Raw genomic sequence first — 25,711 nt, 5'->3', positions numbered from 1 at the left:
CTGGCACTCGTTCGTCATCGACGGCGTGGACTCGAGCACGTGGACCGACTACGAGTTCATCGTCGACGGCGAGGCACGCGAGAACACGGAACTGAGCGAGTACGGCTCGGTCAACACGATCGAGTCGCTGAACGACGGGACCGTTCGGGTCGCGGGAACCATTCGATCCGGCGTCGACGCGTTTGATTACGCCGGATACGTCCGGAGCTTCACGGCCGGCTCGGACGTGCTGTTCGAGCGCGACGGAGAGCCGATCGGCCGCGACGAGGTCGTCGACCGAGAGTTCGAACACGACCTTCGGGTCGTCGGCACCGGAACGGCGTCGGAGTACGAGTTCACGGTCGACGGAGAACTCGTTGCGGACCCGGCGTGTGGAGACGTCTGCGTGGACACGGTCTCCGGAGCGAGCGCCGCCGGTGAGGTCTCATCGGAGGCCGTCAGGTTCCTGTTCGACGGATCGGTCACCGAGTTCGCGCTGGAGGGCGATGCCGCCGTCTACGTGGACGGCACGCAGGTCGACGCCTTCCTCCTCGGAACCGGCGAGGACCCGGTGCTCGACAACTGGCTGACCGTCGACGGCGTCGAGAGCGAGACGTCCTACCAGTTCTCCGTCTCCGGGAGCCTCTACAAGTCGCCCGACCTCGGATCGACCGAGGCCGACGACACGATCAGCGGCGGAATGGTCGTCGGATCCGTCACCGACGACGTCGACGGGTACCGGTTTAGCGGGAACTTGACGATGATGCGGATCCAAGGAACCGCCGACCTGGAGTTCAACGAGTAGCGACCAGCCTCCACACCGGACCGGTCAGTCACGCTAACGGACCGACCGGCGATCCGGACCGGGTCGCCAGCGAGGATCGCGGCGCGAACCTGACGGGCTCCCTTCGACCGTTCGCTGCCCGTTAGGGGGCGTCGGACGTCATGGCGCTTAGCTTCCGCTTGAGCCGACTCGCCGGCTTGAACGTGATCGGACCGCCGAGGGCCAGACACAGGTACAGGTACGCCTTCGGATCGAGCGGGTAGTTCTTTACGGCGATCAGCAGGTACTTGATCGCGTCCCGGTAGTAGCCGTTCGAGAGCCCGGAGAACCCCAGCGCCCGCGAGAGACCGGCGACGAACTTCCGCTCGGCGAGCGGGCCCTGCTGGGCGGCAAACGCTCGATGCTTCTCGAGGAACCGTGGATACGAGACGTCCCGTTTCCGTTCGAAGTCGTCGCTGATACGACCGTTCGAGTCGATCCGTCGCTCCACGAGGATCGACCGTTCGGAGGCGAACGTACCGTGTTTCGCGAGCCGGAGGTACCATTCGCGGTCCTGCCAACTCGGAAACGACTCGTCGAGGAGCCCCGCCTCGGAGATCGCGTCCGCCCGGACCATCACTCGCGAGAACGATCCGACCATGCCGCCGTACAGAAGCGATCGAACGGCGTTGCCCTCGACGGAGGACCGTTTCTGCCCGAGTTGGTTGCCGTCCTCGTCGACGATCCGGCTACCGACCGTGACGACCCCCAAGTCGTTCGGGCCCTCCCGAAAACGACTGACCTGTCGCTCGGTCTTCTCCGGGAGCCAGCTGTCGTCGTCGTCGAGAAACGCGATGAACTCACCGTCCGCCAGGCGGATTCCGGTGTTACGAGCCGCGTTCGCGCCGCGGTTTTCGTCGTGACGGACGCACCGAACGCTCCGTATCGAGTCCGTGTTCACCTCCTCCAGCGTCTCGGCTGCGGGCTCGGGCGACCGATCGTCGATCACGAGGAGCTCGATGGCGGGATACGTCTGGTCGGACACGCTTCGAATCGCTCGTTTCAGGTACTCCGGGCGGCCATATGTTGGAACGACGACACTAACGAGGGGCGAGTCGTCACCGAGTCTTCCGTCACTCTTCGTCACGGTACGGGACGTGACCGGTCAAATTCTTAGTTAGTTCTCGGCTAACGGAGAAAACAGCAGCTAACAATATACGTAACCGTAGAATCGATCGGAAATGAGGTTGAGTCGCAGGAAGGCCCTCGGAACACTCACAGCCGGCATCGTCTCGTTGAGCGGGTGTAACAGCGCCGACGACACCGACGACGGAGACGGGAGCTCTTCGATCGATGAGAGGGACGGTGACGGAGGAGAAGACCCGGTTGACGACGACGGAGGAGGGGCCCCAGCGGCTGACGACGAGGTCGCGGGCTTCGATGCCGAGGGGTACGGTATCGAGTTCGATCGCGTCGTGAACGCGGTCGATGACCTCGGCATGGACCCGACCGGTGAGGAGCCCATCGACGACGCCCTCGACGACGCCATCGAGACCGGGACGCGTATCGAGTTCCCTCCCGGGGACTACACCGTCACCGAGGAGCCGCCCACGAAGCCGGCTCGCAGCACCTCTCGACTCGGTCTGGTCGGGCTGGGCGAGTCACAGCGGGACGTCCAGTTTCATTTCCCCACCGCCGGCGAACGGGAGGACGGGTTCTGGTTCGTCAACCAGGCCGGAGGGGAAGACGTCCTCCTCGCCAACTTCTCCATCCAACTGTCCGACGACCTCGAGACGTCGGTCTCGATCCGTCTGGACACGAACGACAACGGGATCGCGGAAGACCTGGAGTGGCTCGGGTTCATTCCGGCACAGATCCAATCAAAGGGGTCACTGCTTCGCATGAATGTCTCCTCGCGGAACGGCGCGACGACGGATGGCGTGAACGTCGTGCGTCGGGTCACGATGGGGCGACAGGGGTCGTACATGGGCGGTCACGCGGCGGACACCGGAACGACGCCCGGATCGACGTTCATGCGTCACACTCCGAACCACGTCGGCGAACTCCGTCTCGAGGACGTTCACTTCGAGCAGTGCGGCCACAACGCCGTGCGCTCGATGAACAATCCGGGCGTCGTGACCGTCAAGGGCGGCTACTTCCTGAATTGTGACGTGTCCACCCTCCGGTTCCAGGGCGGGGGTCATCCGACGAAGACGTCGCTCATCGAGGGGGTCCACATCGAACAGGACCACTCGAAGCTCAACCGGACCGCCGGAACGGAGCCACACGAGGCCATGGGGATCCTCGTCGACAGTTACGAAGGACACTCCGGGCTGGTGATCCGCGACTGTGACATCGAGTACAAGGACGTGTCGGTGGCGACGGAGAACGCGGGGGCACTGTGGGGAATAATCCGCTGTACGAACACGGGTGCGAGTAATCCGGGCGGGTTCACGGTGGAGAACTGCCGGATCCGAAACGACACCCGGGCACAGACGTTCTGGATCCAGTCCACGAACGACGGAGTCGAGGGTCCGCCGGGAGTCAAACTGAAGGACCTGGACGTGACGATCACCGCCGACAGACAGGCGAGAGGGTCCGTCTGTGCCATCATGGACGGGCGCGACGGGTCCAGCGTCTCGAACTGCTGTATTCAGGCGCCGAACGGCAACTTCCACGGGATCACCGTCAACGGCTGTTCGGACGTGGTCGTCGAGGACTCGAACATCAACGTCAACGGATTCGCCATCAGCATGATCGACTCCGACGGCGATACCCGGAACATTAGCGTCAACGAGTCCTGTGACGACACGACCGTCGAGTAACGCCGGGGGACTTCCCCCTTCACCTATCGTCTCATCGAGCCCGTTACGCCACGTCGCCGGCGCCCGTCGACGACCGAGGTGCCTCCGTGAACGACTCCGGACGACGAGCGAGTACGTCCCCGTCGTTCCGCCTGGTGTTATACGGGTTGATCAGGAGCGTTCCGTCCGGGGTCGTCCCGAGGAACGCGTAGGCGTTCGCGGTCGGGATCCGCGGTGTAACCCGGCCGAGCGTGACCGCCCGGTCGACGGCGACCAGTTGGTACCACCGCTCGTATCCGGACCGCCGGGAGGCAGCGACGACTCTGACGGGCTGTCCCCCGGTTCCGGCCGTTTCGGGTCCGGTACTGTCGGGTCCGGTCGTCGACGCGGTCGAGATCACGACCCAGGTCGTCCCGTCCCCCCGAACCGTCTTCGCGTAAAACACCGGCGCGTCGACGGTCCCGACGACCTCCGGAACGGGCGGGTTCGCTGGCGTCTCGTCGGCGGGTGGGATCTCGTCTCGCGGGAGACGGAGGACCTCGATCCGCGGGGCGTACGCACAGTCCATCCCCCACAGTATCGAGTCCGGCGTGAACGCCAGTTCGACGGCCCGCCAGGTCTGGCTGCCCGTGCCGACCGCTCGAAACTCGCCGTCCACGAACCGCCCGATCGCGCTCTCGTCGTCGGTATCCCCCGTGGTCCCCCAGAGCGAGTCGGAGTAGGGGTCGTGAAACACCCCGTGGAAGTGTCTCACGTCGGACCGACGCACGAACGTCGACCAGCGCCGCCCGTCCTCGCTGACCAGCACCTTCGCCGCCTCGCCGTCAAGCGGGTATTCGGCGAGGTAGACCCGCCCGTCGTGACGACAGACGGCGGTCGGGAGCACACCCATCGGACCGGACGACTCGGGAAGCCGATGGACCAGCCGCCACGACCGCCCCCGGTCGGTCGACCGGAACACCTCGTTTCCGACGGTCGCCAGTAGCCGGTCGTCCCCGATCGGCCAGAGGTTCGTCGTCGTGATCGACCCGATGACACGGTCGAGCACCGGCCCGACGGCGGGCGCGTCGGAGAGCCGCGCGACGACATCCGACGCCGGGAGCGACCCGTGCCGCTCGAACCCGCGGGCCCGACTCCAAGTGCCGGTCGACAACCCGCGCGTCGCGTGGACGATCCCGTCCGCGACTCCTCCGAGCTTCAGTCCGGTCATTCGGTCTCGCCGTCCACCGTTTCGCCGTTTCGCGGCGTGACGTAGTAGAGATCGAACTCGCCGTTGTCGTGGACGTGATGGACTCCGGCTTGGCCGCCGACCGACTCGAGCGTCGCCGCCGAGTAGCGGATCTCGCGGTACGCGATCACCTCCCGGTCGATATCGGTCTTCGTCACCGCCAGATACCGAGGCTCGTCCGCCGCTCCCCCGAGCAGCAACCGGAGTTCGTCGTCGCCGTTCGTGGACACGCCCGTACTAACCGCGGGGCGGCTGTACATTCCGACTCCCGGCACTAAGGCGTCGAACTCCCGGCCCGGACCTCGCCGGATTCCACTCCACTGGACGTCCTCAGCGCGGTTCTCGATCGCCGTCTCGTAGCCGCTCATGTGCTGGTCGCTCACGTGGTGTGAGGCGTTATACATGTACGGCGAGGCGAACAGCGTCAAAAGCGACAACACCAGTGCGACGGCCAGGAGGCCGAGCACGAACGGCTTGGCCGCGGTCAACCACCGTCCCGTCGGAATCAGCGCCCCGAGCCGATGGATCATGACGGCGCCGAGAACGGCGACGAACACCATCGCGAACCCGTAGTGTCTGAAAAAGAGGTGCGATATCGGGCCCATGAAATGCGCCAGGAAGAACGGACCGAGAACGAGGCCCGCGGACCCCAAGTAGGTGACGACGGACCGACCCGCTCGTTCTCCCTCCACGGACCGGTCGCTTCGATCGGTACCGACCAGGGGACTCCGGAGCGACACCACGACCGCGAGGAGCCCGAGCAGCGAGTACACCGCCGGTACGAGAAAGAGCTTCGCGAACAGCTCCAGGAGAGTCGCCTCGACCGACCGCGCCGAATCGACCTGCGTTCCGACGTTCCCCCCACCCGCCTGTGCCGCGCCGAAGATCGTATCGTACGTCGCCAAGAGAACCCGTTCACCGACGTTGAACACCTGGCCGAACTGGAGCACCCACGCCCCCCAACAGACGGCGAGGAGAACGAACACGCCGTAGACCGGACGGAGATCCGAGATGAACAGATCGTAGCGATTCCGGAGGGCCAGGTGTAACGCCACGAGAGTTCCGAGGAGGATGACGACGTTTAACGCCAGTTGCGGATGGATGAGGATCAGGACGGTTCCGAGGACCGCGAGCACGACGTTCCACACGCCGATGCGTCCCAGGATCGATCCCGTATCCGGCCTGCTCGTGAGGTGTTTCACCAGCGCGTAGAGGAACACCGGGAAGAACAGCATCGCCATCGAGTAGGAGTGGAAGTAGAGCCCGCTGCTGATCTGGTTCACCGGTAACACCATAAACGCGGAAAACGCCGCGATGACCGTCAGACGACGGTCCTCGAAGAGTGCCATCGCAACGAGCGGAACGAACACTACGTGGAGCACGAAGTACAGCGCCGCAAAGAGCAGCATTCCGCGTTCGATCGGAACTCCCATCGTATCGGTCAGCAGCGCGGTCGTGCTGTGTCCGCCCGGATAGAACACCTCGGTGAACCGCATCCGTCCCGCCATCAGTTCGGCAGCCCAGCCGAGGTGGGTCATCGAATCGGCGCGCCCGTAGAACCGGTAACTGCGAACGACGGGGAGAGAGCCGATCGCGACGGTCGTCAACGTTCCAAGTCCTACCGCTATCCCGGCGACCCCGTCGCGACACGACGCCAGCGTGACGACCGCCGCGGAGAGAAAGCCGATCGACACGCCGACCCAGAACGGCAGTGGCGTGCCGGCATAGATGGACACCTCATATCCCGTCGCCGGCGACCGCCACGCGACGACCGTGCCGACGGCCACGGCGACGAACCCGACGGCGAGGAGCAGCTTCCGCCATTCCTCGTTCGAACCGCCACGATCCGGCCCCGTATGTAGACTCATCAAGCACACCACGGGGTTCAACGACGATTGTTATCAGCGTCCTAATCGCATCGATGCGGCTCGGAAGGCGAACTCGTCTCGATTCGACGCGTATCGGATCCTTTGCCGCCGCCGGACGTCGAACCATCGAGGACCGAAACCGTCCGTGTTATCGTCTATATAGTAAATAGATTACCGACGGTCGTAGGTATAGCCCATGTTCCCGGACAGAACGGTCGTTCTCTCGCTGGATGCGGAACTGATCTGGGGGTTTCACGACCACGCCGAGATCCCGACGGAACGAGTCGAGCACGCGCGGGAGTCGTGGGTATATCTCCTCGAACTGTTCGACGAGTACGGTCTTCCGGCAACCTGGGCAGTCGTCGGACACCTGTTTCTCGACAGTTGTGACGGGGTTCACTCCGACTCGCCCGTCGGCGAAGACTGGTACTCGCGCGATCCGGGCGGCGAACTCGCACCCGATTCCGTGTGGTTCGGGCGGGATCTGATCGACGCCATCCGTGACAGTAAAGCCGATCACGACATCGGGTCACACTCGTTTTCTCACGTCGAGTTCGGTAGCAAACGGGTTTCGGAGGAGGTCGCCCGAGCAGAGCTCGAGCGGAGCGTCGAGGTCGCCGAGGAGTACGGTATCGATCTCGAGTCGTTCGTCTTTCCGAGAAACAAGGTAGGACACCGCGGTCTGCTGGCCGAGTACGGATTTTCGTGCTACAGAGGTCGTTCACCCGATCGGTGGTACGACACGGCACCGATCAGACCCCTCGGAAAACTCGCCACCTACGCGCTCGGCGCGTCGAGCCCGCCGATCGTTGACCCGAGAGTCGACGACTACGGCCTGGTAAACGTCCCGGCGTCGATGTATCTGTTCACCTTCGAGGGGTTCGTGAGGAAGGCCCTCGAAACCGTCGCCGGCGACCCCGTCGCCAGACAGGTCGAACTCGGTCTCGAACGGCTGAAAGAGGAGGATCGGGGGGTGTTCCACCTCTGGCTCCATCCGAACAACGTCACGACCGAGCAGGATCGGAGACGACTGGAACGGATCGTTTCGATGATCGCCGAGTACCGCGACCGGTACGACATCGACGTGATGCCGATGTCTCGGGTCGCAAACCGGGTGAGAACCAATGAGTGAGTACGAGGTCCGTGAGTACCAGCAGAGCGACAGGAGCGGGTTCCTCTCCCTGTACCAGACCGTTATGGGAGACGAGAAGAGCGGGGACTGGTTTGACTGGAAGTACGAAGGGAATCCGTACGTCGATCACGTGCCGATGATCGTTACCCTCGACGAGGGGACGATCGTCGGAGCAAGGCCACTGTTCGCACTGCCGATACGGCTCGGTGGAGAGCGAACGGTGGCGTTTCAACCCGGCGATGCGATGGTCCATCCGGACCATCGACGACGGGGACTGTTTTCACGCATGATGGAACGGATGATCGAGCGATACTCCGGAGAGTACCCGTTCTATTTCAGTTTTCCCAACGATCTATCGGGACCGGCACACATCAAACACGGGAGTCGGGTCGTCTCGAAGCGCTCGTCCTACTATCGGATCGAGGACCCGGCGAGCATAGCGGACGCACGGTCCGACCGAAGCGCGATTCGGCTCATGAGCGGACTCGCCACGCCGATCGTAAGCGCGTACTATGGCATTCGAGACCTCACTACGGCGGGAGAACGGGGCGTTACGGTTCGAACGGAATCGGAACCCCCCGCCGGAGAACTCGCGGCCATATATCGGACCGCGGTTCCCGAGGGGATCCACGCGGCTCGCGACGAACGGTTCTACCGGTGGCGCTTCGAGAACCCGGACTGGGAGTACGAGACCTACCTCGCCGACGGGAACGCCGGTCCTGTAGCGGCAATCGTCGCTGGGACCTCCGTCGGTTCCGACTCGACGACGACGAAGCTGACCGACGTCGTCCCGTTAGAGACGGCTCCGGAGCCCGTTCTCGTGACCTTACTCGACCGGATCCTGCGGGATCACTCCGAGACCGATCTGTTCGTCGCACCCCCCCAGGGGATCCCCTATTCGGTGCTGAGGAAGTTCGGGTTCCACGCGGACACCACCCCTCCGCTCCCGTACCTTACGTCTCAAACGACGCACGTCGTGCGAACGCTCACGGACAGATGGACACCGAAGGGCGTGGACATCACGAACGCGGACAACTGGCTGTTGACGTTCGTTGAGGAGGACACGAGTTAATAGATCACGTCTCGATTCCGTTGAAACGTACGGCATCTGGTGGGTTTTGGCTCGGTTGCGGTCAGTACAGACGAAGGAACAAGCGATCCGCGGTGCGGTGGCGCGCCTCCGAGTGGCCGCGTGGACGCGGCCACGAGGAGTCCGCGAGGGACGCGGCGAGCGGTGAAACCGCGAGCCGCGAGGCTGGGGAGGCGTGAGGTGCGGTTGTGGTGTGGTTCAGGGGGGACTCAAAGGGGCAGTCGCGAGGGCGAAGTCCGACGAAGCAAGCACCGAAAGGAGCGAACGGAGTGAGCGACTGAGGAGCACAGCGAGTCGCACGAATCCTCGCGACTGGGGCTTTGGCGGTATTCTTCCCAATCGAGTTCACCGCCCCAGCAACGATCCCATTCCAATCAGCCCGATCCCCATCGAAACAACCGTACTACAAGCACTTTTCAGTGACCGGTATATTCCGAGGAGAAGGTCCCCAATAATACCGCTTCATCGGAGCTGATCTATCGTATAGACGGAATCGGACGCTCGTTTCGACAACTGAGGCGTGCTCCGTTGGGCCGGTTACTGCCGAAACGCCCCTCAGTCGAGATGTCTCTCAGTCGAACGTCTCTCGATCGAGACGTCCCTCAGTGATGGTGGAGAGACGTCTCAGCGACCGCCCAGATACTCCGACAGCGCCAGACACATCCAGCCCTGACTCCAGCGGATGTAGGGCGTCTCGTCGGTTCTCATCCGCCCGATTCGACGGTAGAAGTACCCCTCGGAGTCGTACAGCCGGTCCAGCGTCCACGCGAGGACCGTACTGGCGAGCGCGGCATCGTCCGGGTCGTCTCGCCGAGTAAACGTGATGAGCGCCTGCGCGGCGGCATGGACGTCGTAGGGACGTGACTGGTCGTCCTCGAACTTCGGCGCACCGTCCGTCTCGAAGTGGTTCTCCCGGTGGAACTCCATTCCGCACTCGTACGCCTCTCGGGCGGGGTGGTCGGCGTCCTTCTCCCGAGCGTACCGGCTAAGGCTCTCGAGGACGAACCCGGTGTGGAAGTTGTCGTACCCGAGATGCGAGTCCGAGGCCGGGACCGAATAGTGCCACCCGCCAACCTCGGTCTGGGCGTCGACGACGAACGCGAACAACTCCCGCGCGCGGTCGAGAAACCGCTCCTCATCGAGTCGCCGACCCACTCGCCAGAGGAGGTCAGCCGCGAGAGCGTTCGCGTTGATCGCCACGTACGAGTCGTACGGCGTGTACGTGAGCACCTCGTAACCGTTGACGAACTCCGTCCCGATGTCTTCGAGGAGAAACGTGGCTGCGTCTCGAGCCACCTCGAGCGACCGATCGAAGCCCGTCAGGTCGTAGTGCCGGAGGAACGGTCGGGCACAGAACACGGTGACGACCCCGCAGGGGTGGGTCGCCGGGAGGTAGAACTTCGTCGAGTTCTGCCAGTCGAAGTTGTATCCCCACGACGAACGGTCGAATGCCGGCGACCTGTTGTCCGCGAGCCACTCCAGCAGCCGTTCCGCCTCTCGGAGCGCGGCGTCCCCGTCCGCCCGTTCGTCCTCGTCCGCTCGTTCGTACTCGTTCAGGTACGCACTGGCGAACAGACCGATCCCCTTCGGGTTCCGTTGCTCGGGGATGCCGAGGTACGGTCTGAGGTTCATCGGAAACTTCTGAACGCCGTGGATCGACAACAACCGGAGGAGCCAGTGCCGGGAGACGGCTGAAAGAACCGGACTGTTCAGTCCGTCGTACGGGTCATACCCGGCGTAGTCACGCTCGCGAGCCCAAGCGAGAGCGGTTCGACGGACGGCCGAGACGTCGTATCCCGCGACGACCGGTCCTCCTCGGACGCCGGCGTCGTCATCGGACTCCCGATCCGCTTCTTCGGGGAGATCGGGGTTCGGTCGTCTCCGGTCCGTCGCCACTGGAGGTTCCCATTCCGGCGCGGTCGCTCCGTCGGCAGCGTCGGTCCCGACCGCCGACCGCGTTCTCGATCGAAGGGTGTCGTCATCCGTGGTTCGGGCGTCCTGATCCATCCTGTCCACCCTCGGATCGGTTTCGGAAAGTTATGGGGCCGTTTCCATCACGTCACGTCGGGCCTCGATCGGGTCCTACGGAGCGTTCGCTCGGTCCGGCTTCAGGCCCAGTCGTTCGACCGGCTCGGATACGAGCCGAGCGCCGGGTTCTCAGGGTTCTCGATCAACGCGCGTACGAGCGAGGACGCCTCCTCTCGGACCTCGAAGCACCGGCTCCGATCCGGCGTCCGGTCCGTGGTACCGACGGACTCCAGATACGAGACCATCTCGTCGGGATCACGGGAGTGAACGATCATCCCCTCCTCGACCATCGATCGGTCGACCGACAGCAGCGGCCCGGGAAAGAAAGAGACGGCCGGCTTCCCCATACAGGCCGCCTCTCGGGCCATCGTTCCCGATCCGGTCAGGACCCCGTCCGAGTGCCAGGCGAGCTGTAGGCCATCGAGCGCACCGTCGGGGACGTACACGCGGTCTTCCGGGTAGGGATCCGCGTACGCACGATCCCCCTGTCTGCGCGGGAGGTAAACGACGTTCGTTCCCGTCGCATCGAGCGCCTCCAGCAGGTGGGGGACGAGCGATTGCCCTTCGTCGACGTATGCCGCACCCAGCGCCTCGGGACGGAGCACCACGAAGGTATCGAACGGCAGCCTCTCGGGAAACGTCTCGTCGGGCTCGAAGCTCGCGACGTAAACGTCCTCTTTGTAGCCGTCGTACGTGTGGATCCGTTCCGGGTCCGCACCCCACCGCGTCAGCTCCGAGGTCCGAAACGCCGACGGCACGACGTGGTGGGTGGCGGTCGACCTGAAGCGACAGAACGCCCGCTCGACGAGCGGTGCGTCAATGTATGCCGTGATGTCGTTATCGGTGAAGTGGATCGACGGGAGTCGCCGCGCTCGCGACGCCAGCACGCACATCGCGTTTCGAGCCGACAACGACACGTCTGCCGTCGGTGCCTGTACGGAAGCCTGGATCGTTCGAAGCGGAACCGCCGCCGTCCGCAAGGCGACGTTCTCGAAGTCGCGTCCCATCGTCTGGAAGTCGAATCCCGCCTCACGAGCCAGGTCGACGGTCTCGGTCTTCCGTCGGACGGTCGTTCGAAGCGTGACGTCCTCCATGTCGTCCAGTAACCCCGCAAAGAAGAACGGATGCGACGGGCTGATCAGATCGAGCCACGCCGTGACCTCGGTCATCTCGGATCCCACCGAGTCCCTCTTCCGTTCGCACCGATGGCGAGGACGCCGTTGGCCGGGTTCGATTCGGATCGACGCTTCGGGTCTCGAGAACGTTTTCTGTACATGATATGTCTCGTCTAATATACCGCAGGCGTGTCCCGACCCTGCGACAGTACTCGATTTGACTGCCCATACACACTTCGTTATGGACGGCCTCACGGATGCGGCCGAGACCGCTCGGAGCGTCCAGTCGTTCGGCTATTCGCCGTCAACCCAGACGTGAACCGTCCGGTAGGCGGTTTCAGGCTGCGGTTCGGTCGGCGGTTCGTCGCGGTACAGGAGGAATCGCAACCGGACGTCGTCACCCGTCATCGATCGGGTCACGCCGTAACTCTCGACGACGGTCTCGCCGGACTCCACGGCCACTGAGAACCCATCCGCGTCCTGAATATCCGTTACAGTACCGTCCTGAACCCGCTCGAAGCGGGCGACGACGTGGTACTCCGTGGATTCGCCCTCGTTGTTCTCGATGAGCACGGCCGTCTCGGTGCTCTCGCCCACCGCGAGGCCCTCGGGATAGCCATCAGTGACGAACTCGCCCCCCTCCTCGGTCCCGACGGCGAAGTCGGTGAACGTCGCACCGTTCTGCGGGACGGCAAAGCCGATACCGACGGCCCCGACGGCCAGCACCACGCTTCCAGCGAGCACGACGTTGACCACGGCGGTCCTCGTCGAATCGTCTTCCACCGCCATCGCCATCCCGTCGAACCATCGTACGATCGGGATCTCGAAGCGGTCACGCTCGAGCAACCGCGACCGCCGGACTCCTCCGAGGAGCGCCATAACGGCCGAGAAGACGGCGGTGACGACGACGATCGGGCCGGCGACCCGGCCGAGAACGAGGTCGAAACCGAACGCGAGAAGCGGAAGTAGTCCGGCGCTCAGTCCCACGGAGAGTGCGACACGTTCGATGAGACCGAGCCGGGAGACCTCGGTTTTCACGATCGACCCGTCTTCGGCGGGTCGTCCCGGGAACAGCACCGTGCTGAGGGTGAATCCGGGCAGGAACAGCAACATCGGCGTCAGGAGAACGATCCGGATCGGTGAGGGAAGTACGATCCACTGGAGCGGGACGACCGCCGCGGCGTATCCGAGGACCGCGATAACGTCCCACGAGAGTGTTCGTTTGGATGGGATTTCGATCATCTGTGAGGTCTGTTGTGCCGTCCCGCCTACACGCTCGTTCGAGAGATCCCTCGGTCGAGCGGACCGTCGAGGGATCGATGCCGATGCCGATTCGACTTCGATGCGGGATCTGAGGCCGGACACACGGCTCTTTCGTAGCCACGATAGGTCGACCGTGGGCTTCGTTAAGCGGTACCTTCACCCGGATCTCGGTCCGTCGCGTGACGGTACCCCTTCCGGGCTGACACGATCCGACGGTGTTCCGTCATCCGCTATCCGCCGACCGGTGACCTGCTCCCCCTACATCGAGCGTGTACACGTTCCGCGTCCGTTCTGCGACCCGATCCCAGTCGAACGCTTGAACGGTTTCGCGGTTTCGCCGTCCCATCCCTCGTAACTTCTCGCGATCGTCCACCGCCCGTCGAAGCGCAGTCCGGAGCCCTGCGGAGTCTCCGGGGTCGTACAGATATCCACCCTCGGATCCGATCAGTCCGGGGAGACACCCCATCAACGGCGCCACGACGGCGCGGCCGAACGTCATCGCCAGCACCGCGCTGCCGGAGGTGAGCACCGAGTCGAAGGGGAGCACCACCGCGTCCGCAGCGTACATGTACACCTGAATCTCGTCCTCGGGGACGTACTCGAGGACCGTGTGTACCCGGTCATCACCGGTGCTGGCCGCGCGCACGCGACTCGCCACGTCCTCGTTCCACGGGTTCCCGACGACGAGGAGCCGCGCGTCCCCGGGAACGCGCTCGAACGTCTCGATCAGTTCTGGGACGTTCTTGTAGGGTCGGATCAGTCCGAAGAAGGCCATGACGGGCACGTCGGGTGGAAGTTCGAGTCGCTCGCGGGCCGTCGACTGCGATACGTCGTTCTCGTAGACGCCCAGGAAGTTGCCGTGGGGAACGACACGGACACGATCCACGACACGTTCGGGAAGCCGGTACGTCTCTTCGACCGATTCGACCGCCTCCTCGCAGTGAACGACGATCCTATCCACGAGGCGCGCGACTGCGTGTCTGACCGCGAGTTCGCTGCGCGGGGTGACCCGCTCGTGGTCCAGGAGGTTGTGAACGGTCCAGACGATCCGGACCCCGAGCGCCCGCAACAGCACGAGTTCGAAGACGAGCCTCACGCCGAGCAGCACGGTGAACACGGCGGCAAACCGGCGTTCCGTGATGACGAAACGGTGGAGCCAGTGGAGATGGAGGACGTCCGGCACCCCGTGACGACGGACGCCCGCGAGGAGCGGAAACGCCCAGCCTGCATCCGTTGCCCCGACGTCGACGCCGCGGGCCTCTAACGCCGCGATCAGCTCGGACTGATACGGGTTCGATTCCCTGTAATCCGGGCACATCAACACCGTGATCCGGTCGTCGTCGGGATCAGTCATGCCACCGTCCGGCCGTGCTCTCGAAGGTCATACAGGCGAGGAGACCGACCACGGATATTGTTATGGGGTTTTGAACGTCGGCATCGCCGTTTTACACCGGGAGTCGCGTACTGATCCCGGACTCGACGGCAGGCCGGACGATGGACGGAACGGATCGAGCGGGCCGGTTTCGTTTAACGCCAGCCTACCCTTAACCGAACGTCCCGAAACGCCGGTATGGAGTTCCAACACGAACGCATCGATGATGACCCTCCCTGCGGTCGGCTCTCGTTCTGTCTCACGTCCGATCTCACCGGAAACGGGCGACCTGACGTGATCGTCGGCGGAATGGGCGCGAAGAAGGAGGTGAACGTACTCGGGAAACGGGTCATACTCAGGTACCTGCCGGTCGTCGGGACCGCGCTCAAGCGGCTGGAGTCCAACGTGTTCTGGTACGAGAATCCGGGTTGGGAGCGCCACGAGGTCGCACGGATTCCCGATCTCTCGGTCGGCGGATCGCTCGGCGACATCGACGGCGACGGGACGCCCGAGCTGGTGATCGGACAGAACGGCGAGACCGACCTCTACTGGTTCGACATCCCGCCGGACCCGCGGCAGACCTGGACCCAACACCTGATCACCGACGAGTTCCGGAAGTACCACGACACGGCGATCGCCGACATCGACGACGACGGCGACCCGGAGGTCGTCATCCTTTCACAGCAGAGCGAGACGGTCTGCTACTACGACGTTCCCGAAGACCCCGCCGTCTCTCCCTGGCCCGACGATCACCGGCACGTGATCGCCGAGGACCTGAACGTCGAAGGCGTCGCCGTGATCGACCTCGACGGCGATGGGACCACCGAACTCGTCGCCGGACCGAACGTGTTTCGTCGGAAGGGGTCCGGGGACGACTGGGACCGCGAACGCCTCGGCGACGACTGGCAGTGGACGCGGGTCGACGTCGCGGACCTCGACGGTGACGGCGACATCGAGATCGTCGTAACCGAGGGTGACCTCCCGTACCACGGTGACCGACGGGGACGGGTCGGAGTGTTCGATCCGCCGGACTGGTCCGTGACGACGCTCGACGACGGCCTGTCTAACCCACACACGATCCAGATCGCCGATTTCGACGGCGACGGCCGACCGGACCTGCTCGTCGCCGAAATGGGACTGGAGGGCGGGGAGATTCCACGGATGTTCGTCTACCGGAACGGAGACGAGGGGTTCGACCGCGTCGAGATCGACCGCGGAGTCGCGACTCACGAGGCGAAGACGGCCGACCTCACCGGCGACGGTTCGCTCGACATTGCCGGAAAGTCGTACGGTCCCGACTGTCACGTCGACGTCTGGTACCGCCGAGACTGAGCCTCGTAATGGAGTCGTGGAGACACACACCGTGTTTCCGGTGAAATGGGGTGATCGGTGGGGTGTGGGGATTCATCGGAAACGAGGTGTGGATCGGATCGAAGTTCAGCGGAGAGGAGATCGCCAAAGCACGAATCCACAAACAAAGCACGAATCCACAAACAAAGCACGAATCCAACGGAGAAGGAACCACGAGTCCGCTGGGATCACGAACGATCGAGGGTCCCACGGGTCCGGACGCGACTCGCATCGAACGCGGAATAGCCGTCGAGACGGGGCAACTCTCACCGCAGGACCGTACGAAACCCGAACCGAGCGCCGAGCGCAAGTACAGTGAGTACACTGACACCGGGGGCACACCATCACCGCGAGCACACCGATACAGCGAGCACCACAGAAACGGGTCGATCGTGAGAGAAAACGAGCAGACATCGAGCGGCATCGAGTAGATCTCGACTTTCTAGCAGTACGGGCGATGAAACACCACTACCAACGACAGCACCGACGTGAATAGGTCGAGCCTTCCGCTGAACGGTGGGTGACTACACAGTGTTCGTCTAATGACTACATCCGACTTACTGAGATTTTCTCAGCTACAGTATTTAATTACTTTGGAATAAAACCATGTTTCTTCAGAGTAGAGAGAAAGGAACTCGAGACGAGAGACCACCGACCCCCATTTCACCGGAAACACGGTGTGTCCCTCAATCGCTTCATCAACGCATTCGGATCACCGGATCGGATCGGATCCGAGGCGGTCCGTCGAAGGCTGCGCGGATCAGTACTCGACGTCAGTACTCGAATCGAGTAGGTAAACGAACGTCCGGACAGGAAGGAACGGTGATCTCAGGAGGAGTCATCGAACGGGTCGTGTACCTCGTATCGAACCCCGCGTTCTCGAAGCTGGGTCGTGTGACGCGAGAGTTCGTCGGTGGACACGAGGAGCAACACGTCCAATCCGCGGAGCGCGGCCTGTGGGACGGCGTCGACCGTCCCGAAGCGGATCTCCGGACGGATCCCGGCCCGCATCGCCAGCGCGTACGCCTCGGTACCGGCTATCGCGACGAACTCCCCGCCGTTCATACGCTCCGTGACGGCCTCGACTGACGGCGGCTCGCCCTCGGTCACGGCCGGAACGGGGATCACGGTCACGACGCCGGGATCGTACTCGACGACGCCCTCGAACTCGGTTACCCCGACCGCCTCCCCGGCGGACCCGCCCGAGACGACGACCCCGGTTGCCGATGTCCCTTCGACTGCCGTATCCCCGTCGACTGTCGTATCCCCGTCGACTGTCGTATTCTTCTCAGCGGTAGTCTCTCCTCCCCGACCGGCGATCGCGTGAAGGACGCCGTCGCGCATCGCCAGTCGAACCTCATCGCCCTCCGAAACCGGGTCGACGGCGATCGCGGCGTCGACGTCGACGCTCCCGAGGACGTCCTCGGATACACGAGAGACGAACTCCGAGAGCGCGTCCGTCCGCGTGATGAGCCAGTCGACGCCCTCCTTCGTCACCTCGTATCTCCCTCGCCCGCGTTTCTCCACGTACCCCCGCTCGACGAGTTCGCGAACGTAATCGCTCACCGCCTGTGAGGTGACTCCGAGAACGTCGGCGATCTCGCCCTGACTCACCGCCGGCTGACGAGCCGCGATCTCGACGAGCACTCGGTACTTGCTGGCGTCGCGCTTGTTATCGAGCACCCGTGGGGCGACGGTCCCCTCGTCGTCCATAGCAACGATAGTGGTGTTGAAAACAAGTATGTTTGGTGTTCGGGACGACCAGGACGATCCGGGGAAGGATCGCTCCCCTTACTCCTGTGCGTCGACGACGGCGACGCCGGCCAGGTTGACGATGTCCTTCACTTCGTCGCCGCGCTGGAGGACGTGGACCGGCTCGTCCATCCCGACCAGCATGGGGCCGATCGCCTCCGCACCGCCGAGCCGCTGGAGCAGCTTGTACCCGATGTTACCGGCCTCGAGGTTCGGGAACACGAGCACGTTCGCGGCCTCGTCGAGCTCGGAGAACTCGTAGGTCCCGTTGAGTATCTCGTCGACGACGGCGGTGTCCGCCTGCATCTCCCCGTCGACCGGGAAGTCGACCTCGGGGTCGTCATGGAGGAGCTCGACCGCCTCCCGGGGCTTTCGAGTCCCCTCGTTGTCGACGCTCCCGAAGTTCGAGTACGAGAGGACGGCCGCGCGCGGCTCGACGTTGAACCGACGGGCGAGGTCGGCGGTGTGGCGGGTGATCTCCGCGAGCGTCTCCCGATCGGGGTCCTGGTTGACGGTCGTGTCCGCACAGAACACCACCCGGTTCTTGAACGTCAGCATGTAGACGCCCGCGACGGTATCGGTATCGGCCGCCGAGCCGATCACCTGAAGCGGCGGTCGCAACGCCGACGGGTAGTGGTGGGTGAGTCCGGTCAACATCGCGTCCGCGTCGCCCGCCTTCACCATGACGCTCCCGAGGAAGTTCGTGTCCCGCCGAACGAGCTCGTTCGCCTCGCGTCGGGTGATCCCCTTCCGTTTCCGGAGTTCGTACAGCCGGTCCCCGTACGCGCTGACGTCCCGCTCGTCGGGGTCCACGATCTCCGGTTGGAACGAGAGCCCGAGGCCGTCCGCCGTACGAGCGATCTCCTCGGAGTCGCCGAGCAGCACCGGCTCGGCGATCCCCTGCTCCGAGAGTTGGTAGGCCGCCCGGATCATCTTCTCGTCGGTCCCCTCCGCGAGCGCGATCCGCTTCGGATCGCTTTTCGCCTTGTTCAACACGACCCGCATCATCTCGCGGGACTTCCCGAGACGTGCCTCGAGCCGCTCGCGGTACTGCTCGAGGTCGATCTCGGTCCGCGCCGACCCGGAGACCATGGCCGCCTGCGCGACCGCGGGCGCGACCTCGAAGAGCACGCGGGGATCGAGCGGTTTCGGAATGACGTAGTCGGGGCCGAACTGGAGCGGGTCGTCGCCGTACGCCTTCACGACCGCGTCCGGAACGTCCTTACGCGCCAGTTCCGCGAGCGCCTCCGCCGCCGCCCGCTTCATCTCCTCGTTGATCTCCGTCGCGCGCACGTCGAGCGCGCCGCGGAACAGGAACGGGAACCCGAGGACGTTGTTCACCATGTTCGGGTAGTCGGACCGCCCCGTCGCCATGATGACGGTGTCGTCACGGGCGGCCTTGGCGTCGTCGTAGGTGATCTCCGGGTCCGGGTTCGCCATCGCGAAGAGGATCGGGTCCGACGCCATCGAACGGACCATCTCCTGTGAGACGATCCCGCCGACCGAGAGCCCGACGAACACGTCGGCTCCCTCCATCGCGTCCGCGAGGTCGCCGCCCTCACCGTCGCTCGCGAACTCCCGTTTGTACTCGTTGACTTCGCCCGCGTCGGCCCGCTCCTGTGTGATGATGCCCGAGGAGTCACACATCGTGATGTTCTCGCGTTTCGCGCCGAGGGAGACGTAGAAGCGCGCGGTCGCGATCGCGGACGCGCCCGCGCCGGAGAAGACGATCTCGAGTTCGGAGAGGTCCTTGTCGGCGATGTCCGTGGCGTTCATCAGCGCCGCGCCGGAGATGATCGCGGTCCCGTGCTGGTCGTCGTGGAAGACGGGGACGTCCATCTCCTCGCGGAGGCGCTCCTCGATCTCGAAGCACTCGGGCGCCTTGATGTCCTCGAGGTTGATCCCGCCGAAGGTGGGCTCCATCGCGGAGACCGCGGTACAGAACGGGTCGACCTCCTCGATGTCCAGTTCGATGTCGAAGACGTCGATGTCGGCGAACCGCTTGAACAGGACGCCTTTCCCCTCCATGACCGGCTTCGACGCGGCCGCGCCGATGTCGCCGAGTCCGAGCACGGCCGACCCGTTCGAGACGACCGCCACCATGTTGCCCTTGGCCGTGTACTCGAAGACCGACTCCGGGTCGGCGGCGATGTCCCGACACGGTGCGGCGACCCCCGGAGAGTACGCCAGCGAGAGGTCTCGCTGGGTGTTCGTGGGCTTCGTCGTCGAGATCTCTATCTTCCCCGGCGGCTCCTGCCGGTGGTACTCGCGTGCGTCATCGTCCAGTCCCATGGTTACCCCCTTTCGGGAACGGAGTAAAAAGCTATCCGTACCCGTCGAAGCTTACGTTCGACGTTCGTCTAACCCACCGACACGATCGATCCGCTCGATCCTCGGACCCGTCTCCGTTTCCCAACCGGTCCCGCTTCCCGACCGGCCCCGCTTTCCTGACCGACCCCACTTCCCGACCGGCCCCGCTTTCCGTTTCCGCTCACGGGTCCTTCTCGAAGAGGTCACCGGATCGATCGGTCGAGTCACGGTCCTCGTCCGCGGAACCCCACAGGTCCGAGTCGTCCGCGTCCCTCGATTCACCGGATCCATTCGACCCGCCGGAACCGTCCGGCCCGCTACCGTTCCCCACACCACTCGACTCACCAGAACCACCAGAACCACCCGAACTACCTGAACCACCAGAACCACCCGACCCACCGGAACCACCCGGTCCGTCCGATCCGTTCGGATCGATCGCCGGGTCCAGCAGCGCGAGTTCCGGATCGATACCGCCCAGCGTCGAGACTTCGTAGGCGATCAGGTACGTCCGTGTGAGGACGCGGACCGGAAGCAGGAGGATCAGGAGCGCGATCAACGAGACGGCGACGACGACCACGAGCATCGCGACCCCGGCGGTCGTTCCGGTCACCGCGGAGAGCCCTCCCAGTAGCCCCCCGGCGATCAACACGGTGACGCCGGCGAACACCGCGACGAGGCCGCCGACGAAGAGGAAGACGAAGCTCTCGGCCACGGATATCCCGACACCCAGGAAGAAGTGGACGACGAGATACAGGAGGAACTCGACCCACGACCCGCGGAGCGTCGGCCAGAACCGAGTCCAGCCCGCGAGGACGCCCTCCTCACGGAGGACCATCACCGGGACGACGAACTCGTAGGTGAACCGGAGCACGAAGAGGACGACGATCGCGAGCAGCACCGCGAGCGCCACGAGCACCCCGGTCCCCCACGTCGGAAGCCCGGCGACCGCCGCCCCGAGCGCGTCCGCGGGGCCCCAGCCGACGGTCACCTCCGCCAACACGGCGACCACGACGGGGATCGCCATCGTCAGGCTGACCAGCGTCGAGAAGACGAACAGCCCGAGCGCCTGCCGAAGACGACCGACGAACGGCCGCCAGAGGCGGACCTCGTTCGTGCGTAACGCGTCGTAAAACACCAATCGCAGCGAGAGCGACGCGATCGAGATCGCGATCGCGACCACGACCACGACCGCGACGATCGCGACGAGGAGGTTCACGTCGGCCGCCTCGAGTCCGGAGAACTCGCCCTGGACGCCGTTCGGTCCGAAGAGCGGTTCCCCGTTCATACCTTCCGGAGCACTCGTCCCGCCCGATCCGTCCGCCCCGCTTCCCCCGTCCGAGCCACCGGGAGTTCCCGGACCGGTTATGAACTCGGGGTTCGGGAAGAACGGGACCGAGACGTTCGTCTGTACGCCACCTCCCATCAGGAGGACGAGGAGGGCGAGCTTCGCCCAGCGAACGAAGCTGAACGGGAACAGGAACCGACGGGTGGCCTCGACCGCGTCGTCCACGGCGTCGACGGCACTCCAACTCATGTCCGGCGTTTCTCGGGCCTCACATATATATCATCTTCACGGCGATCGAACGTGAGACTCGATCTCGATCCGACGCACGCGCCACCCACGATGGGGCCCCACACCCACGACGGGATCCCACACCCACGATGGGGCCCCACACCCACGACGGGATCCCACACCCACGACGAGTTCTCACACCGACGACGGGGTCCCGGGATCCCGACCCGCAGTACTTTACCGCGGAGGCGACGAACGGCAGGCAATGAAGGTCCGCGGCGAACGGGAGTGTCGCGACTGCGGGAGCCGCTGGTCGTACTACGAGACCGGAAGCGTCGAGTGTCCCGACTGCGGGAGCCTCAAGAGCGTCGGGACCGCCGATCGCGCGGTTCACACCGACGCGCCCGTCTCCCTCGAGTTGAGCCCCCACCGTACGCGGTTCGGCGAGGCGCGCGGGACCCTCCCCACGGAGGGCGTCGACGACCTGAAACGCGACCTCCGGGAGTACGTCCGCAGGCGAGGGTTCGTCCGCGGCGGAGAGCTCCGCCCGCTGGACTCGACGTACCTCGCGGCGCGCGAACTGCTCGAGGCGGTCGACGTCTACGACCGCCTCCGCGACCCGACCGACGCGGACCGGGAGTACCTCCTCGCGCTGCTCGCCGGTGCCGACGAGGGGGACCGACCGGCAGCGGCCGCGGTTCCGGAAGCCATGCGCGAAGCGAGGGGAACCGCCGCCGTTCGCGCCGTCGACGAGTACCGCGAGGACCTCGCGACGTTCCTCGAGGAGCTGGCGCGTGAGGGATCGGAACGCGATAGGGGATCGGAACGCGACGAGGGATCGGTGACGGTCTCCGACGCCGACGGCGACCCGGCGGAACGCGTCGCGCCGGCACGCGACGTCCTCGAACGCCTCCGCGACCGAGCGAAGCGCGTCGGGGCGCTCAACGGCGACGTCGGGCCGGAATCCGCGGACGCCCTCGTCGACGCGGCAAACGCCCTCGGCGACTACGTCCGGTCCGGGGAGACCGCGTCCCTCGACGGCGCTCGGGACCGGATCGACGAGATCGAGCCGTAGCGGATCGATGGGATCGAGCCGTAGCGGATCGACGAGATCGAGCCGTGGCGGATCGACGGGATCGAACCGTCCTCGGCGGTCGTTTCCACGTCCTCGCTCTCACGGCTGATACTCACGTGCGTACGTTCAAACGCTCGGCGTCGAAGCCCGGAACATGCCCGGCTTCGACGTCCACGAGCACCGACACGCCCTGAAACAGCTCCGGGACACCGGCGACACGAGCCTCTGGGAGAACCGGAAGGCGATCGCGTGCCCGGCCTGCGAGGAGCCCTTCGACCGACTCTTTACGACCCGTCGGTCCGCGACCCGGTTCCCCGAGAACGACGGGGCGCGCTTCTGTCTCGTGCGCGGGGATGACGCGATCCACGTGTTCCGGCACTGATCCACTGGCACACTCCGACACAGGTCCGATCAGTCCTCGCCGACGGGATCGATCTCGGGTGCGGGCTCCTCGATGTAGCGGTTCGCCCACGTGCCGCGTGAGAACCACGCGAGCCCGACGATCGCGCCGAGGACGTTTCCGAGCGCCATCCCGACCCAGATGCCGGTCTCGCCCCACCCCGCGACGAACACGAGGTACCCCACGCTGGCGACCCGACCGACCCAGAGCGTGAGGATCGATATCACCATCGCGGTCTTGGTGTTCCCGGCGCCGCGGAACGCCCCGAGGATCACCTGTGAGACGCCGATGAAGGCGAACTCCACCGACCGGATCCTGACGTACTCGACGGCGTACGAGACCGTCTCGGGCGCGTCGGGCACGTCGCCGAGGAAGACGGAGACTATCGGCTCGGTGAACGCCACCGCGAGCACGGCGACGAGGAACATCACGCCGGCCCCGGTCGTCGCGGCGACGCGAACGGCCCGGCTCGCGCGGTCCGCGCGGTCCGCACCGAGGTTCTGTCCGACCATCGTGTCGATGGCGCGGCCGAGTCCCATCGCCGGGAGGAACACCAGCGAGATGAGCCGGTTCCCGAGCCCGTAGGCGGCGACGACGGGCGGCGAGAAGGTGACCACCATCGCGGTGAGCGTGATCATCGCCATCGCGCTCGTCGTCTGCTCGACGCTGGAGGGGAGTCCCAGCCGGAATATCTCCTCGATGAACCCGAGGTCCGGCCGGAGGTCAGCGATCCCCACGGCGGGGCCGAGGTCGGTCGCGAACATCGCCCAGATCCCGATCCCCGTGGCGACTCCCCGAGCGAGGATCGTCGCCAGCGCGGCCCCCTCGATCCCGTACCCGGTGAAGCCGGTCGCCGCGAACAGCGACGCCTCGATCGCGACCGGGTCGAGTCCGACCGGATCGAGCGCCGCGACCCCCGGCAGCGACGCGAGCCAGCCGAACAGCGGGTTGTCGGCGAACCCGAAGATCAGGAACGGGTCGAGGAGGACGTTCAAGAGCACCGAGACGAACATCACCGCCATCGGAGTCCGGGTGTCGCCGTACCCCCGCATCAGCGCCGAGAAGACGAAGAAGCCGAACATCAGCGGGATCCCGAGGAAGATGATCTCCATGTAGTCGGCCGCGAGCGGGATCACGGTCGCCGCGGTCTCGGCGTCGCTCGGCAGCAACTCCAGGGCCGGGCGAGTGTAGAAGTAGCCGCCGATCCCGATGAACACCGACAGGACCGCCACCGTGAACATCGTCTGTCCGGCGACGAGCCCCGCCGAGTCGTCGCCCTTCGCTCCCGTGTACTGCGCGACGAGGATCGCGCCCGCGGTGGTGAACCCGCCGGCGACCGCGATGAGCAGGAAGATCAACGGGAACGCGAGGCTGATCGCGCCGACGGCCTCCGCCGAGAGCCGGCCGAGGTACAGCGTGTCGACGACGTTGTACGTCACCTGGAGCAGCTGGATGACGACTATGGGCCAGGCGAGCCGGAACAGCGGCCGGAGGAGGCTTCCCTCGGTGATGGAGTCCGCGGACGACCCGTCGTCGTCAGGGACGTCTCCGGGCGGGTTGGAGGGCTCGTCAGTCACTATGGAATAACCGGGGAGTCGACGTATCAGACTTCCGATCGGAGAACTTCGACCCTTTCAGGCCGTCTCACGGGCGTTCCTCTCCTTCCATCGGACCGGCGTTCGACTCCGAGCCGGAGTCCGGGTCCGACCCGGTTTCGACCCGGACGTCGGCCGTCGTATCGGGCTCGGAGGCTCCCTCGCGGACGCCGACCTCGGCGACGCCCGAGGTGTCGTCGAAGACGAGGTGGCGGTGGGGGTACGCCATCTCGATGCCCGTGTCCGCGAGCCGCTCGCGGATCCGGATGTTCACGTCCGACTGGACCTTTCCGAGCTTGTAGGGCTTTTTCACCCAGTAGCGGAGCCGCAACAGCACCCCGTCGTCGCCGAACTCGTGGATCCGACAGTCCGGGCTCGCGGTGTACCGGGCCACCCCGATCCGGATGTCCGGACCGCCGTCGATGACCGCCTCGCAGTCCCGGGCGGCGCGTTCGATGAGCCGGCGAGCCTCCGTCACGTCGCACTCGTAGGTGACGAGCACGTCGATGCTGCGGCGGGTCCGCTCGTCCTCCGCGGAGTAGTTGATCACGTCACGCTCGCGCATGGTCCCGTTCGGGACGACGAGGAAGGTGTTGTCGAGCGTGAAGATCTTCGTGTAGCGGATGGTGATGTCCTCGATGAACCCCTGGGTCCCGTCGTCCAACTCGACCATGTCGCCGATCTCGAACGGCTGGTCCGCGAGGATGAACACGCCATTGATGAAGTTCCCGACCAGCGGCGCGAGGATGATACCGACCACGGCGGAGAGGACGGCGGTCCCGATCAGGAGGTCGGTGAACTGGAACCCGACGACCCAGAGCCCGGTGAGGAACGAGGCCGTGATGGTGCCGACGCGAACGCCGCGGACGACGGTCTGTGCGACGCTCTGACGCGAGAACCGCCGGGCGACCGGGCGGCCGATGACTCGGACGATGACCCGTGCCAACAGCGCGCCCGCGGCGACCGAGAGGACGACGACGAGCAGCCGGACCCCGGGGATCGCGGCGAGCCACGAGGACCACTCGACGATCGGGGCGGCTCCCGCCGGTTGTGCCATACCTCAACCGCGTCGTC

At 65.1% G+C, this 25,711-nt stretch carries 18 protein-coding genes and 1 pseudogene; 7 read left to right on the top strand and 12 right to left on the bottom strand.

The annotated features are described in order from the left end of the window. Positions 1 to 784, top strand: a pseudogene (locus tag F3H10_RS15920) (hypothetical protein); the annotation flags it as partial. A gap of 121 nt (positions 785 to 905) precedes the next feature. Here the strand turns inward: F3H10_RS15920 and F3H10_RS03385 are convergent. After that, on the bottom strand, positions 906 to 1,889 hold the full coding sequence (locus F3H10_RS03385) for a glycosyltransferase family 2 protein (protein ID WP_149783428.1): 984 nt from the start codon (positions 1,887 to 1,889) through the stop codon (positions 906 to 908). 94 nt (positions 1,890 to 1,983) lie between these two features. Between F3H10_RS03385 and F3H10_RS03380 the strand changes: the two genes are divergently transcribed. Then, positions 1,984 to 3,567: a hypothetical protein gene (locus F3H10_RS03380; RefSeq protein ID WP_149783427.1), complete on the top strand. Its 1,584-nt coding sequence runs from the start codon at positions 1,984 to 1,986 to the stop codon at positions 3,565 to 3,567. 43 nt (positions 3,568 to 3,610) lie between these two features. Here F3H10_RS03380 and F3H10_RS03375 read toward each other — a convergent pair whose 3' ends face one another. Next, complete coding sequence (locus F3H10_RS03375) at positions 3,611 to 4,756, bottom strand: glycosyl hydrolase (RefSeq protein ID WP_149783426.1); 1,146 nt, start codon at positions 4,754 to 4,756, stop codon at positions 3,611 to 3,613. After that, positions 4,753 to 6,642, bottom strand: a complete 1,890-nt coding sequence (locus F3H10_RS03370) for a hypothetical protein (protein ID WP_149783425.1) — start codon at positions 6,640 to 6,642, stop codon at positions 4,753 to 4,755. Before F3H10_RS03370 ends, F3H10_RS03375 begins: the two co-directional genes overlap by 4 nt. Positions 6,643 to 6,838: 196 nt before the next feature. On the opposite strand from F3H10_RS03370, the gene F3H10_RS03365 reads away from it, so the two are divergent. Then, the gene (locus F3H10_RS03365) at positions 6,839 to 7,774 is read left to right on the top strand and encodes a polysaccharide deacetylase family protein (RefSeq protein WP_149783424.1); all 936 of its coding nucleotides are present in this window, start codon (positions 6,839 to 6,841) and stop codon (positions 7,772 to 7,774) included. After that, positions 7,767 to 8,846 (top strand): GNAT family N-acetyltransferase, encoded by a 1,080-nt coding sequence (locus tag F3H10_RS03360; RefSeq protein ID WP_149783423.1) that lies wholly within the window; start codon positions 7,767 to 7,769, stop codon positions 8,844 to 8,846. Before F3H10_RS03365 ends, F3H10_RS03360 begins: the two co-directional genes overlap by 8 nt. A 642-nt stretch (positions 8,847 to 9,488) precedes the next feature. Here the strand turns inward: F3H10_RS03360 and F3H10_RS03355 are convergent. The 4 genes from F3H10_RS03355 to F3H10_RS03340 all read right to left on the bottom strand — a co-directional run bounded on the left by F3H10_RS03355 (position 9,489) and on the right by F3H10_RS03340 (position 14,624). After that, positions 9,489 to 10,496, bottom strand: coding sequence for a prenyltransferase/squalene oxidase repeat-containing protein (locus tag F3H10_RS03355; RefSeq protein ID WP_223174179.1), 1,008 nt, complete (start codon positions 10,494 to 10,496; stop codon positions 9,489 to 9,491). 476 nt (positions 10,497 to 10,972) lie between these two features. Continuing rightward, the gene (locus tag F3H10_RS03350; protein WP_149783421.1) at positions 10,973 to 12,061 is read right to left on the bottom strand and encodes a DUF354 domain-containing protein; all 1,089 of its coding nucleotides are present in this window, start codon (positions 12,059 to 12,061) and stop codon (positions 10,973 to 10,975) included. Positions 12,062 to 12,301: 240 nt separating this feature from the next. After that, a complete protein-coding gene (locus F3H10_RS03345; protein WP_149783420.1) occupies positions 12,302 to 13,249 on the bottom strand; it encodes a DUF1616 domain-containing protein in 948 nt (315 codons plus the stop codon). A 244-nt stretch (positions 13,250 to 13,493) separates the two neighbouring features. Beyond that, the gene (locus tag F3H10_RS03340; protein WP_149783419.1) at positions 13,494 to 14,624 is read right to left on the bottom strand and encodes a glycosyltransferase; all 1,131 of its coding nucleotides are present in this window, start codon (positions 14,622 to 14,624) and stop codon (positions 13,494 to 13,496) included. A gap of 216 nt (positions 14,625 to 14,840) precedes the next feature. Here F3H10_RS03340 and F3H10_RS03335 point away from each other — a divergent pair, with 216 nt between their 5' ends. Beyond that, positions 14,841 to 15,974, top strand: coding sequence for an FG-GAP repeat domain-containing protein (locus F3H10_RS03335; RefSeq protein WP_149783418.1), 1,134 nt, complete (start codon positions 14,841 to 14,843; stop codon positions 15,972 to 15,974). 846 nt (positions 15,975 to 16,820) lie between these two features. Here the strand turns inward: F3H10_RS03335 and F3H10_RS03330 are convergent. The 3 genes from F3H10_RS03330 to F3H10_RS03320 all read right to left on the bottom strand — a co-directional run bounded on the left by F3H10_RS03330 (position 16,821) and on the right by F3H10_RS03320 (position 21,588). After that, positions 16,821 to 17,705, bottom strand: coding sequence for a DUF7839 domain-containing protein (locus F3H10_RS03330; RefSeq protein WP_149783417.1), 885 nt, complete (start codon positions 17,703 to 17,705; stop codon positions 16,821 to 16,823). Between the two features lie 78 nt (positions 17,706 to 17,783). Beyond that, positions 17,784 to 20,036: an NADP-dependent malic enzyme gene (locus tag F3H10_RS03325; protein ID WP_149783416.1), complete on the bottom strand. Its 2,253-nt coding sequence runs from the start codon at positions 20,034 to 20,036 to the stop codon at positions 17,784 to 17,786. 199 nt (positions 20,037 to 20,235) lie between these two features. Beyond that, a complete protein-coding gene (locus F3H10_RS03320; RefSeq protein ID WP_188127853.1) occupies positions 20,236 to 21,588 on the bottom strand; it encodes a DUF7544 domain-containing protein in 1,353 nt (450 codons plus the stop codon). Positions 21,589 to 21,832: 244 nt separating this feature from the next. Between F3H10_RS03320 and F3H10_RS03315 the strand changes: the two genes are divergently transcribed. Then, positions 21,833 to 22,642 carry a DUF7117 family protein gene (locus tag F3H10_RS03315; protein WP_149783415.1) on the top strand — a complete coding sequence of 270 codons (810 nt, stop codon included), beginning with the start codon at positions 21,833 to 21,835 and terminating at the stop codon, positions 22,640 to 22,642. 154 nt (positions 22,643 to 22,796) lie between these two features. Further along, a complete protein-coding gene (locus F3H10_RS03310) occupies positions 22,797 to 23,024 on the top strand; it encodes a DUF7385 family protein (RefSeq protein WP_149783414.1) in 228 nt (75 codons plus the stop codon). Positions 23,025 to 23,053: 29 nt separating this feature from the next. On the opposite strand, the gene F3H10_RS03305 is transcribed toward F3H10_RS03310, so the two are convergent. Together F3H10_RS03305 and F3H10_RS03300 are read right to left on the bottom strand one after the other, a co-directional pair. Then, positions 23,054 to 24,619 carry an MATE family efflux transporter gene (locus F3H10_RS03305; RefSeq protein WP_223174178.1) on the bottom strand — a complete coding sequence of 522 codons (1,566 nt, stop codon included), beginning with the start codon at positions 24,617 to 24,619 and terminating at the stop codon, positions 23,054 to 23,056. Between the two features lie 67 nt (positions 24,620 to 24,686). Continuing rightward, positions 24,687 to 25,694: a mechanosensitive ion channel family protein gene (locus F3H10_RS03300; protein WP_149783412.1), complete on the bottom strand. Its 1,008-nt coding sequence runs from the start codon at positions 25,692 to 25,694 to the stop codon at positions 24,687 to 24,689. Positions 25,695 to 25,711 lie beyond the last annotated feature (17 nt).

It is taken from the genome of Halorubrum aquaticum (assembly GCF_900113615.1).
Taxonomy (GTDB): Archaea; Halobacteriota; Halobacteria; order Halobacteriales; family Haloferacaceae; genus Halorubrum; species Halorubrum aquaticum.
Note: the sequence above shows the minus strand (reverse complement) of the source record. Positions and strands in the feature narration are given on the sequence as shown.